At 60.7% G+C, this 12,533-nt stretch carries 10 protein-coding genes; 9 read left to right on the forward strand and 1 reads right to left on the reverse strand.

Annotation, left to right across the window (positions count from 1 at the left end):
• Positions 1 to 2: 2 nt before the first annotated feature.
• From P5706_RS14350 to dctM, 6 genes are all read left to right on the forward strand, one after another.
• Complete coding sequence (locus P5706_RS14350; RefSeq protein WP_285679628.1) at positions 3 to 1,364, forward strand: MmgE/PrpD family protein; 1,362 nt, start codon at positions 3 to 5, stop codon at positions 1,362 to 1,364.
• Positions 1,361 to 2,554, forward strand: a complete 1,194-nt coding sequence (locus P5706_RS14355; RefSeq protein ID WP_285679629.1) for a CaiB/BaiF CoA transferase family protein — start codon at positions 1,361 to 1,363, stop codon at positions 2,552 to 2,554. The genes P5706_RS14350 and P5706_RS14355 overlap by 4 nt, the downstream gene beginning before the upstream one ends.
• 15 nt (positions 2,555 to 2,569) lie before the next feature.
• The gene (locus P5706_RS14360) at positions 2,570 to 3,385 is read left to right on the forward strand and encodes an HpcH/HpaI aldolase/citrate lyase family protein (RefSeq protein WP_285679630.1); all 816 of its coding nucleotides are present in this window, start codon (positions 2,570 to 2,572) and stop codon (positions 3,383 to 3,385) included.
• A gap of 239 nt (positions 3,386 to 3,624) precedes the next feature.
• Complete coding sequence (locus tag P5706_RS14365) at positions 3,625 to 4,608, forward strand: TRAP transporter substrate-binding protein (protein WP_285679631.1); 984 nt, start codon at positions 3,625 to 3,627, stop codon at positions 4,606 to 4,608.
• 218 nt (positions 4,609 to 4,826) lie between these two features.
• Positions 4,827 to 5,459, forward strand: coding sequence for a TRAP transporter small permease (locus P5706_RS14370; RefSeq protein WP_285679632.1), 633 nt, complete (start codon positions 4,827 to 4,829; stop codon positions 5,457 to 5,459).
• Positions 5,459 to 6,739: a C4-dicarboxylate TRAP transporter large permease protein DctM gene (gene dctM / locus P5706_RS14375; protein WP_285679633.1), complete on the forward strand. Its 1,281-nt coding sequence runs from the start codon at positions 5,459 to 5,461 to the stop codon at positions 6,737 to 6,739. Before P5706_RS14370 ends, dctM begins: the two co-directional genes overlap by 1 nt.
• Positions 6,740 to 7,115: 376 nt before the next feature.
• On the opposite strand, the gene ampC is transcribed toward dctM, so the two are convergent.
• Positions 7,116 to 8,258 carry a class C beta-lactamase gene (ampC, locus tag P5706_RS14380; RefSeq protein ID WP_285679635.1) on the reverse strand — a complete coding sequence of 381 codons (1,143 nt, stop codon included), beginning with the start codon at positions 8,256 to 8,258 and terminating at the stop codon, positions 7,116 to 7,118.
• A gap of 131 nt (positions 8,259 to 8,389) precedes the next feature.
• Between ampC and P5706_RS14385 the strand changes: the two genes are divergently transcribed.
• The 3 genes from P5706_RS14385 to P5706_RS14395 all read left to right on the forward strand — a co-directional run bounded on the left by P5706_RS14385 (position 8,390) and on the right by P5706_RS14395 (position 12,519).
• Positions 8,390 to 9,268 carry a LysR family transcriptional regulator gene (locus P5706_RS14385; protein ID WP_285679636.1) on the forward strand — a complete coding sequence of 293 codons (879 nt, stop codon included), beginning with the start codon at positions 8,390 to 8,392 and terminating at the stop codon, positions 9,266 to 9,268.
• A gap of 74 nt (positions 9,269 to 9,342) precedes the next feature.
• The gene (locus P5706_RS14390; RefSeq protein ID WP_285679637.1) at positions 9,343 to 10,527 is read left to right on the forward strand and encodes a DUF2252 domain-containing protein; all 1,185 of its coding nucleotides are present in this window, start codon (positions 9,343 to 9,345) and stop codon (positions 10,525 to 10,527) included.
• Positions 10,528 to 10,806: 279 nt separating this feature from the next.
• Entirely contained in the window at positions 10,807 to 12,519 is a 1,713-nt protein-coding gene (locus P5706_RS14395; protein WP_285679638.1) for a ShlB/FhaC/HecB family hemolysin secretion/activation protein, read from the forward strand.
• Positions 12,520 to 12,533: the final 14 nt, after the last annotated feature.

Below are 12,533 nucleotides of genomic sequence, written 5' to 3' on the forward strand. Positions count from 1 at the left end.
GCATGAGCCATACCCAAACGCTGTGCCGGTTCCTTGCGGACCTGAACTACGAACAATTGCCGGAAAAGGTGCTGGCACGCACCGAAGACCTGTATCTGGATTGGTTGGCCTCGGCGCTGGCAAGCAAGGGCGCGCACCCGATTCCCTTGTTCGAACGTTATGCGCAAAAGATGGGCCCCAACAGCGGCCCCGCCCAAGTGATCGTCAATAGCAGCCGCACCAGCGCGTATTTTGCGGCGCTGGTGAATGCCGCATCCTCACACCTGGTGGAGCAGGATGACCTGCACAACAGCTCGGTGCTGCACCCGGCGACCGTGGTGTTTCCGGCCGCGCTGGCTGCCGCCCAGGATCTGGGCAAATCCGGCCGCCAAATGCTGCTGGCCTCGGTGGCGGGCTATGAAGCCGGGATTCGCATCGGCGAATTCATGGGCCGTTCCCACTACCGCATTTTCCACACCACAGCCACCGTCGGCACCCTGGCGGCGGCGGTGGCTGTGGGCAAACTGCTGGACTTTAACCAGGAACAATTCATTAACCTGCTCGGCAGCGCCGGCACCCAGGCCGCCGGGCTATGGGAGTTTTTGCGCGATGCCGCCGACTCCAAGCAACTGCACACCGCCAAGGCGGCGGCGGATGGCTTGCTCGCGGCGTATCTGACGGCGGACGGGCTGACCGGCGCACGCAATATTCTGGAAGGCGACCAGGGCCTGGCGGCGGGCATGTCCAGCGACGCTGAGCCTTGCAAGTTATCGGCCGACCTTGGCAGCCGTTGGGCGCTGCTGGAGACCTCGTTCAAGTTCCACGCCTCTTGCCGTCACACCCATCCGGCCGCCGATGCGCTGTTGGATCTGATGCAGCGCGAAGGGCTGTGCGCTGCCGATATCGCCACGGTTCAAACGCGTGTCCATCAAGGTGCCATTGACGTGCTCGGCCGCGTGACCACGCCGGCGACTGTGCACCAGGCCAAATTCTCCATGGGCACCGTGCTCGGCCTGATCGCCGTGCATGGCAAGGCCGGGCTCACCGAGTTTCACGCGCTGGCGTTGACCGACCCCGCCGTCTCGGCCTTTCGCGACAAGGTCAGCATGACCCTGGATGCGCACGTCGACGGCGCCTACCCGCAGCGCTGGCTGGGCCGCGTCACCGTCACCACGCTCGATGGCCGCACGCTGCAGGGCGCCATCGACGAACCCAAGGGCGACCCCGGCAACACCCTGAGCCGGGTGGAGCTGGCGGACAAATTCCAGCGCCTCACCCAATTCAGCGGCGCGCGCACACCCGCGCAGGCCAATGCACTGATCGAAAAGGTCTGGAACCTGCGCGATGCAGCGTCCATGGCTGACTGGCTTGAGGAGGCGTCATGACTAATCAACGACCGCTGGACGGTATCACCGTGATCAGCCTGGAGCACGCGATTGCCGCGCCATTCTGCACCCGCCAGTTGGCGGACCTCGGCGCCCGTGTAATCAAGATCGAACGCCCTGGCGCCGGTGACTTTGCTCGTGGCTATGACGAGCGCGTGCGCGGCCTGGCCTCGCACTTTGTGTGGACCAATCGCTCCAAGGAAAGCCTGACCCTGGACCTCAAGCAGGACGAGGCCGGCGACATCCTCCAACGCCTGCTGGCGGATGCCGACGTACTGGTGCAGAACCTCGCACCCGGCGCGGCGGCGCGCATGGGCCTGTCGTTTGAGGCACTGCATGAGCGTTTTCCACGGCTGATCGTCTGCGATATTTCCGGCTATGGCGAAGGCGGGCCTTACGAGAAAAAGAAAGCCTATGACCTGCTGATCCAAAGCGAGGGCGGCTTTTTATCAGTGACCGGTGGCCCAGGTGATGACCAGATGGCCAAGGCCGGTTGTTCGATCGCCGATATTTCCGCCGGCATGTACGCCTACAGCGGCATCCTTTCGGCTCTGCTGCTGCGCGGCAAAACGGGGCAGGGCAGCCGCATCGACGTAAGCATGCTCGAAAGCCTGGTGGAGTGGATGGGCTACCCGATGTATTACGCCTTCGACGGCGCGCCCCAGCCACCACGGGCCGGGGCGGCGCATTCGACGATCTACCCGTATGGGCCGTTTCCCACCGGCGACGGCGGCACGGTGATGCTTGGCTTGCAGAACGAACGCGAATGGGCGGCGTTCTGCGACAAGGTGCTGCTCACCCCTGAGCTGGCTACCGATGAGCGTTTCTCGGCCAACTTCAAGCGTTCGGCCAACCGTGAGGCGCTGCGCCAGATCATCGTTGACAGCTTTGCGCAGTTGGACGCGCAAGCCGTGATCCAACGCCTGGAAGACGCGCAGATCGCCAGTGCCAGGGTCAACGACATGCAAGGTGTGTGGGACCACCCGCAACTCAAGGCGCGTGACAGCTGGCGTGAAGTCCAGAGCCCTGCCGGGCCGCTGCCGTCACTGTTACCACCGGCGCGTAATGCTGCGTTTACCCCGCGCATGGACGCCGTTCCCGCATTGGGCCAGCACAGCCAGGGTATTCTCGGTCAGCTTGGGTTTACGCCGGAAGCTGTAGACGGCCTGCGCACACGCGGCGTTATTTAATAAGGAATTCAAGTGATGGCAAAGCCTTTAGTTCGCTCGGCCCTGTTTGTGCCCGGCAGTCGCCCGGAGCGGTTTTCCAAAGCGCTGGCCAGTGGCGCCGACGCAGTGATAGTGGATTTTGAAGACGCGGTTGAAGAACCCCTCAAGCGCCAGGCGCGGGATAACCTCGGGGTTTTTTTGACCGCTAATCCCCAAGCCCAGGTCTGGGTGCGCATTAACGCACCGGAGCATGCCGAGCATTTCGAGGATGTAGCGTTTTGCAAAACCCATTCAACCGTCGCAGGTGTGTTACTGCCAAAGGTCGAAAGCGCGGCCCAAGTTGCCGTAGTTGCTGCCACCGGCAAAGTAATCTGGCCGATCATCGAGAGTGCCAAGGGGCTGTTGGCTGTGGCTGAAATCGCCCGCGCGCCGCAGGTGCAGCGCCTGTCGTTCGGCGGCCTGGACCTGGCACTGGACTTGAACTTGAGCAGCGGTTCTGCGGCTGCGCAGTTTGCGTTGGATCAGGCACGCCTGGTGCTGATTGTGCACTCGCGCGCTGCTGGTTTGGTGGCGCCACTGGACGGCGTGCACCCGGCCATCGACGACCCCGAAGGCCTGCGCCGCTCGATCCGGCACGCCTATGAAATGGGCTTTGCCGGGGCGCTGTGTATCCATCCCAAGCAGGTGGCGGTGATTCACCAAGCACTGGCGCCGAGTGCTGAAGACCTGGCCTGGGCCAAGCGCGTAGTGGAGGCGGGTGCTCATGGTGCCGGGGCTTATCAGATTGATGGGCAGATGGTGGATGCGCCAGTGTTGTTGCGTGCGCAAAGGTTGCTGGCTGCCCAGCTCTGACTGACACAACCGTGAGCAAAATGTGGGAGCTAGCTTGCCTGCGATAGCGGTGGACCCGCCCATGAATTGACTGCCTGACACTCCGCCATCGCAGGCAAGCCAGCTCCCACACTGGATCTTCATTGTTCTGAAGTATGGCGTTCGGCCTGGCCGAACGCAGGTATCTAAAATTCGAAATTCACTACACGCACCACATCAGGCACCTTGCCCTACAACACAACAATAAGAAGGTGATTCCCATGCTCAAGCTTTCTCGGGCGCTGCTGTGCGCCGCCACTGTGTTTGCCGCGGGCCTGGCCCAGGCGGCCGACCCGATCGTGATCAAGTTCGCCCACGTGGTCGCTGAAAATACCCCCAAGGGCCAGGGCGCGCTGCTGTTCAAAAAGCTCGCTGAAGAGCGCTTGCCGGGCCGAGTCAAAGTCGAGGTGTACCCCAACTCCTCGTTGTTCGGCGATGGTAAAGAGATGGAAGCGCTGTTGTTGGGCGACGTGCAGATGCTGGCGCCTTCCCTGGCCAAATTCGAGCAATACACCAAGCAAGTGCAAATTTACGACCTGCCGTTCCTGTTCAATGACCTGGCCGCCGTCGACCGTTTCCAGGCCGCTCAGGGCAAGGCATTGCTGACCTCGATGCAGGACAAGAACATCCTCGGCCTGGCCTATTGGCACAACGGCCTCAAGCAACTCTCATCGAACAAAGCCCTGCATGAACCCAAGGATGCCCGTGGCCTGAAGTTCCGTGTGCAGGCCTCCAGCGTACTCGAAGAACAGTTCAAGGCGATCCGCGCCAACCCGCGCAAAATGAGCTTTGCCGAGGTGTACCAAGGTCTGCAGACCGGCACCGTGAATGGCACCGAGAACACTTGGTCGAACTATGAGAGCCAGAAGGTCAACGAGGTGCAAAAGTACTTCACCGAGTCCAACCATGGCCTGATCGACTACATGGTGATCACCAACGCCAAGTTCTGGAACGGCCTGCCGCCGGATGTGCGCACCACCCTGGACCAGATCATGGTCGAAGTCACCGTCGAGGTGAACAAGCAGGCCGAAGCGCTGAACCAGTCGGCCAAGCAAAAGATCATCGACGCCAAGACCAGCGAAATCATCGAACTGACCCCGGAGCAACGCCAGCTGTGGCGCGAAGCCATGCGCCCGGTGTGGCAGAAGTTCGAGGGTGAGATCGGCGCTGACCTGATCAAGGCGGCGGACGCCTCCAACCAGTAATCGCGGGTTGTACCGAGATCCAATGTGGGGGCGGGCGTTTGTGGCGAGGGAGCTTGCTCCCGCTGGGGTGCGAAGCGCCCCCAAAAAAGCCGGCTCCCGCTGCGCTGTCGAACGGGACGGTGCGACGACTCGCCAAGCTCCCTCGCCACAACAGGCGGGCCCCACCTCTTGATCCGGTTTTCAATCCGACCCCTATTCCTGCTTCGCGAGGTTTTGCCATGCAAACGCTAAGGCGCGTCTGGGAGCACCTGGAGGAAGGTTTCATTGCCCTCCTGCTGGCCGCCATGACCCTGGTGACATTCGTCTACGTCATGCTCAACAACATCTACACGCTGTTTTTTGCTCTGTCTGACAAGTGGGCATGGAGCAGCAGCTTTTTCGGTGCCCTGGGCGACCACACCATGACCTGGGCCCAGGACATGACCTGGAGCGTGGCGCTGACCAAGGCCATGTTCGGCTGGCTGATTTTCTTCGGCATCTCCTACGGCGTGCGCACCGCCGGCCACCTCGGCGTGGACGCACTGGTCAAGCTGACCAAACGCCCGGTGCAACGCCTGCTCGGCATGCTCGCGTGCCTGTGCTGCCTGGCCTACGCCGGGCTGTTCATGGTCGCCAGCTACAAGTGGGTGAGTGCAGTGATGAGCGCGCATATCGGCGCCGAAGACCTCGACCAATACGGCGTGGACGTGGGCGATATCGTGATCATCGTGCCCATCGGTTTTGCCCTGGTGTTTATCCGCTACCTGGAAATTTTCTATCGCATCTTTACCCACCGTCAGGTCGGGTTGGGGCTGGCCGACGAGGCCGGAGAGGCCAGCAAGTTGGCCGGCAGCCATGAGGAGCGTCACTGATGGCCGTGCTCTGTCTATTTTTGCTGTTGTTCGTGTTTATGTTTCTCGGCGTGCCGATCGCGATTTCCCTGGGGCTGTCCGGCGCGGTGTCGATTCTGATGTTCAGCCAGGACTCGGTGAGTTCGCTGGCCATCAAGCTGTTCGAAACCTCCGACGCCTACACCTTCCTGGCGATTCCATTCTTCCTGCTTTCCGGTGCGTTCATGACCACTGGCGGCGTGGCACAGCGGCTGATCGACTTTGCCAACGCCTGTGTCGGGCATATCCGCGGCGGCCTGGCGATTGCCGCAGTGCTGGCGTGCATGCTGTTCGCGGCGCTGTCCGGCTCGTCCCCTGCGACGGTGGCGGCAGTGGGCTCGATTGCCGTGGCGGGGATGGTGCGTTCCGGTTATCCGAAGGAGTTCGGTGCGGGGATCATCTGTAATGCCGGCACGCTGGGCATCCTGATTCCGCCGTCAATCGTGATGGTGGTGTACTCGGCAGCCACCGAAACCTCGGTCGGCAAGCTGTTTATGGCCGGGGTCATTCCGGGGTTGCTGTTGGGCTTGATGCTGATGGTCGCGATCTACATCGTTGCGCGCATCAAAAAGCTCCCGGCGCAGCCACGCGCGACGTTCCGTGAGTGGTTGAGCTGTGCGCGTCGCGCCTTCTGGGGCTTGCTGTTGCTGGTGATCATCCTCGGCGGTATCTACAGCGGCATGTTCACGCCGACCGAAGCGGCGGCCGTGGCGGCAGTGTACTCGGCGTTCGTCGCGCTGTTTGTCTACAAGGACATGAAATTGCGCGACTGCCCCAAGGTGCTGCTGGAATCCGGGCGCCTGGCGATCATGCTGATGTTTATCATCGCCAACGCCATGCTCTTTGCCCATGTGTTGACCACCGAGCAGATCCCGCAGGAAATCACCGCCTGGGTGATCTCCGAAGGCCTCACCCCTATTGGCTTTTTGATCATGGTCAACGTGGTGTTGCTGGTAGCGGGCAGCTTTATGGAGCCGTCGGCCATCGTGCTGATCCTGGCGCCGATCTTCTTCCCGATTGCGATGAAGCTGGGCATCGACCCGATTCACCTGGGCATTGTGATGGTGGTCAATATGGAAATCGGCCTGGTGCACCCGCCGGTGGGGTTGAACCTGTTCGTGACCTCGGCGGTGACGGGGCTGACGCTGGGGCAGACCATTCGGGCTGCCATGCCGTGGCTGATGATCTTGCTGGTGTTCCTGATCATGGTCACTTATTTGCCGTTTATCTCGCTGGCACTGCCGCACTGGCTGGGCATGTAACACGCTCTAAAAAGGTGGGAGCTGGCTTGCCTGCGATAGCCATAAGTATCTACGCAACGCTTGAAGGCACCCCGTTCCCCTGTGGCGAGCAGGCTTGCCCTGCGTTGGGCCGCGTAGCGGCCCCCAGCAAGGGCACTGAAATTCTTTCTGGAAGAACTCAGCGCCTGGTTTTGGGGCTGCTGCGCAGCCCAACGCAGGCGGTGCGACGATTCGACAAGCCTGCTCGCCACAACAAGCGACGTACCGCAGACTTTGTTTGAATCGGCGGTTTTCTAGACACCTATGCTGCGATAGCGGTGGTTCAGTCAGCCAATTCGGTGGCTGATATACCGCCATCGCAGGCAAGCCAGCTCCCACATTTGGTTTTATTCAGGCCTTAGTTGTCCATCGCATTCAAGATCGCATAAGCCAACTTCACCCGCTCGGCATTCGGGTAATTGCGGTTAGCCAGAATCACCACACCCATGTCCTTGCTCGGGACAAAAGCCACATACGCACCAAAACCGCCGGTTGAGCCGGTTTTGTTGTACAGCACGTTGGCCGGTTGTGCCTGCGCGGGCGTTAGCCAATTGACCTTGTGCGGCTGCATCGCCATTTCGGTCGAGTTGCCATCCAGCAAGGCCTGCAGCTTGATCGGGTAGGGGTAGCGCTCCCAACCCAGGCCCTGGGTCATGCCATTGACGGTGTAGTAACCCGCGTGAGTGGTGGCGATCGCTTGTTGCAGCGGTTTTTCCAGGGTCTCGGGGTGCATGTTCGCGATCACATAACGAGCGAGGTCCTGGGTGCTGGTCTTGATGCCATAGGCTTCGCTGTCGAGTGCGCCGGGGGTGACACGTACCGGCTTCTGGTTCTTGTCGTAACCTTGGGCATAGCGCTCGGACTTACCCTTGGGCACGCTCACATGGGTATCGCTCAAGCCCAGCTTGGGCAGCAGGGTTTTCTCCATGGCCACGTTAAACGGCTGCCCCAGGCTCTGCGCCGCGAGGTAGCCGAACAAGCCAATGCTGGGGTTCGAATACAGGCGTTGTTCACCCGGCGCATAAGTCGGTTTCCAGTGTTGGAAGTAGCCGAGCATGGCTTGGGCGTTGTCGGCCGCCTCCGGAACCTGCAATGGCAAGCCGCCGGGCGTGTAGGTTGCCAGTTGCAGCAGGCTGATGTGGTCGAATACGCCACCGGCCAGGGCAGGCAGGTGCTGGCTGGCGGTGTCCGAGAGCTTGAGTTTACCGGTGGCCTGGGCGTAGCCGCCGAGGGTGGCGGTGAAGGTCTTGCTCACCGAGCCCACTTCAAACAGGGTGTTTTCGTTAACGGGCTGCTGTGTTTCCTTGGACGCTACACCGTAGTTAAAGTATTGCACCTTGCCTTTGTTTACCACCGCGACCGACAGGCCAGGAATGCCTTGTTGCTGCATCAGCGGCGCAACGCTGGTGTCGACCAGTGTGCGCAAGTTGGCGGCTGCCATGCAACTTCCAGAAACAATAAATAGGGCCGATATCAGTGTTTTTTGTAAGATTTGGTTCATGGTGATTCGCTTCCATGTAAAGGATGTGCTGACGATAAAGGCCTGCGCAGGCGGGGCAAATCTAGGTGGATTTTGTTCGCTGGGCAAACGATGATATCTCGCACCAGCCATTAGAAAAATTAGGGTCAGGCATGTTGCGCTCCCATTTACCCCTCAACGCCCTGCGCGCGTTCGAGGCTTCGGCCCGGCATTTGAGCTTTACCCGCGCCGCCATCGAACTGTGCGTGACCCAGGCAGCGGTCAGTCACCAGGTCAAAAGCCTGGAGGCGCAACTGAATGTCACCTTGTTCAAGCGCCTGCCACGCGGCCTGATGCTGACCCGCGAAGGCGAAACCCTGCTGCCGGTCGTGCGCGAATCGTTCGACCGTATTGCGCTTACCTTAGGCCAGTTCGAAGGTGGCCATTACCGTGAAGTGCTCACCGTCGGGGCGGTGGGTACCTTCGCCGTCGGCTGGTTGCTGCCGCGTTTGCCGGATTTTCAAAGTCGCTACCCGTTTATCGACCTGCGCCTGTCGACCCACAACAACCGCGTCGACGTCGCCGCCGAAGGCCTCGACTACGCGATCCGCTTCGGCGCCGGTGCATGGCGTGGTACCGAGGCCTGCCAACTGCTCGAAGCGCCGCTGACCGTGCTATGTGTGCCGCAGATTGCCGAGCAATTGCACATCCCGGACGACGTGCTCAAGCACACGTTGTTGCGCTCTTACCGCGCCGATGAGTGGAACCTGTGGTTCCAGGCCGCCGGGCTGCCAGCCGACACGCCGGTGCCGCGCAGCATCGTGTTCGATTCGTCCCTGGCGATGATGGAGGCCGCGCAGCAAGGCATCGGCGTGGCCTTGGCACCGGCGATGATGTTCTCGCGGCAATTGGAGAGTGATGTGATTCGCCAGCCGTTCAGCGTGGGCATCAGCACCGGCAGTTATTGGCTGACGCGTTTGCAATCGCGGGCTGAAACCTCGGCCATGGCCGCGTTCAAAGGCTGGTTGAAAGCGCACACCGCCCAGGCGTGAAGTTTTTATTCTTGAAACAAAATGAAACATTCGTGACAGGCTAACCTCTACCGTACCCCGTACCGAGTGCCTCCATGAAAATTCCGCGCCCCTCTGCCCGCATGCCCCACCTTGTCCAACTGCGCAACCTGAAGATGGCCCGCTCGGCCCATGCCTATGTGCGCGGCAGCACGGTGCAGTTTTACGAGTGGCTGCACAGCCAGCCCGGCCGCCGTTTACCCCATGGCCCGGCGATCTGGATCTGCGGCGATTGCCACGCGGGCAACCTCGGCCCCACGGGTGATACCAAGGGCCGTATCGACATGCATATCCGCGACCTCGACCAAACCGTGATCGGCAACCCGGCCCATGACCTGGTGCGCCTGGCGCTGTCGCTGGCCACCGCCGCACGCGGCTCGGACCTGCCGGGCGTGACCACCGCACGCATGCTCGAAGAAATGATGGTGGGCTACGAGCAAGCCTTCAAAGACAAGCCCGATGAAGCGCCGCCGCGCCCGTCCCAAGTCAAGGCCGTCATGCGCAGCGCCGTGGAGCGCACCTGGAAAAACCTGGCGCGTGAGCGCATCGAAAACGCGCGGCCGAGTATCCCGCTGGGCAAGCACTTCTGGTCATTGTCGCGGGCGGAAAAAAGCGCGCTGGAGAGCGTCTGCGCCTCGGATGAAATCCATCAGTTGGTGACCTCGCTCAAAGGCCGACCCAAAGATGCCAAGGTCCAATTGCTCGATTCGGCCTATTGGGTCAAAGGCTGCAGCTCCCTCGGCTTGCTGCGCTATGCCGCCTTGCTGGGTGTGGGCGACAAGGACGACCAGGAATATTGCCTGATCGACATCAAGGAAGCCGTCGGCGCCGCCGCGCCCCGGGCGGCACGCGCGAAGATGCCGCGCGACAATGGCCGGCGCGTGGTGGAAGGCGCCCGCCAGCTGTCACCGGGCCTGGGCGAGCGCATGCTGGCCACGCGTTTTCTCGATCACGGTTTCTTCATCCGGGAACTGCTGCCTCAAGACATGAAACTGGAACTCGATGAGCTGAGCGAGATCGACGCCATGCACGCTGCCGGTTACCTGGCCCGCGTGGTCGGCATTGCCCATGCCCGGCAGATGGACCGTGATACACGCAAGGAGTGGATGGCGGTGTTGCAGGAAAACCGCTCCAAACAATTGGATGCACCCTCGTGGTTATGGACCAGTGTGGTGCAGTTGGTGGGCAGCCATGAGCAGGGGTATCTCAACCATTGTCGGCGGTATGCGTTGGAACACTAAAAGACGCGCATGAAAGATGCGGCTATTTATGACGTTAAGAAAATTCCGCTATTGCTTAGGAATTTTCCTAGTTGACTAGTCGCAATCTTGAGAGTGTCAAGTGAATGTCTGTTGCCACTTGTCGGAAAGATAACCTGTCAGAGTCGCGCATATTCATTTTATTCGCATATATATCAATAAGTTAGTTATTGATTTGTGATGGTTTTATGATTTGCCGGAATGTTGGCATATTCAAGGTTCGATGATAGCTTCCCGCCTTCAATTATCGACGGATCGAATATGCACTTGTCCACGCCATGGATTCGGCCATTACTGTGCCTGACAGTGTTGTGCCTCAGCGCCCACAACAGCGCCTTCGCTGCGACTAATCCGGGTGACCAGGACCTGATTCGCGACCGGCAAAACCGCCTGCTGGAAGAACAGCAGCGACGTCTTGAAGAACTCAAGGACTTGCCCGGCAAACAGCTGAAACCGGTGGCACCCGCCACCCCGGTTGATAGCCGTTGCTTCCCCATCCAGCACATCGAACTCAAGGGCGCCGACAACCTGTCTGTCGATGAGCGCGACCGCTTGGTCAAGCCCTATGTGAATCAGTGCCTGGGGGTCTCCCAGCTGAATGAATTGCTCAAGCGCGTGACCGACTATTACATCAACAAAGGCCTGGTCACCAGCCGCGCCTATTTGCCGCAACAAGACCTGTCCAGCGGTCGTCTGCAAGTATTGGTGGTGGAAGGCAAGCTGGAGGGGGTTAAAGGCGCTGACAATAGCAAGCTGTCCGAGCGCGAACTGGCCATGGCCTTTCCCGGCCACACCGGCGACTTGCTCAACCTGCGAGAAGTCGAACAAGCCATCGATCAGCTCAACCGTTTGCCGTCCAACCAGGCACAAATGGAACTGGCGCCCGGCAGCGAAGTGGGCGGCAGCACCGTGTTGGTCAAGAACAACCCGCAGAAACCCTGGCGTGCCAGCCTGTCGCGCAATAACGATGGGCAGCGCAGCACCGGCGAGCAGCAGTGGGGCACCGGCTTTGAGTGGGACAGCCCGCTCGGCCTGGCTGATCAACTGGTGCTGCGCGGCGGCCATGACGCCATCAGCGACCATCAAAAAACCTCTAAAAACGCCATGCTCTACTACAACGTGCCGTGGGGTTGGTGGAACTTCAGCTACAGCTACAACCAGAGCGATTACCGCTCGCTGGCCCAGGGCGACGGCTTTGATTTCAAGCAAACCGGCGACAGCCAGAACCACCAGTTGCGCGCCGAACGGGTGATCCACCGCGACGCTCTGAGCAAAACCTCGGTGAACGTGGGCCTGGCCCATCTACGCACCAACAACTACATCAACGACAGCCACCTCAAAGAGAGCAGCAACCGCCTCAGTGAGTTGCAGTTGGGCATCAACCACGGGCGCCGGATTGGCAGCGCCTTCGTCAACCTCGACGTCGGCATGCAGAACGGCACTGGCGCGTTCGACGCCCAGGGCAATCACAACCCCGGCCCGGGCGTGCCGGATGCGCGCTACCGCAAATACACCGCCACCGTCAGCTACCTGCAACCGTTCAGGCTGTGGGGCGAGTCCTTCAGTTTTACCAGCCTGGCCACCGGCCAACGCAGCGAAGACGTGCTGTTCAGCCCGCAGCGCATGAGCCTCGGCGGTTCCTCGTCGGTACGCGGTTACAAAGACCAGCAACTCAACGGTGACAGCGGCGGTTACTGGCGCAACGACCTGCGCTGGAGCCGCCCGGTGACGTTGGAGTGGCTGCGGCCAGTGTTTGGCGAGTACGGCGCCAGCGTCGGCTATGACCAAGGCGTGATTCGCAATGCGCGCTACAACGGCGAGGTACACGGGCGGGTCTCGAGCAACTCGCTGGAGCTGTTTGCCCGCGGCCAATACGTCAGCACCAGTGTGACCTTTGCCCACTCGCTGGAACGACCGGCCACGCTGCTTGAACGCGAAGCGCCGATCTACTTCCGCATGGATTTTTTCCTGTAATTCAACGCCCCGTT

Origin of the sequence: Pseudomonas sp. ChxA (genome assembly GCF_030263855.1) — a bacterium.
Classification (GTDB): Bacteria; Pseudomonadota; Gammaproteobacteria; order Pseudomonadales; family Pseudomonadaceae; genus Aquipseudomonas; species Aquipseudomonas fluorescens_CB.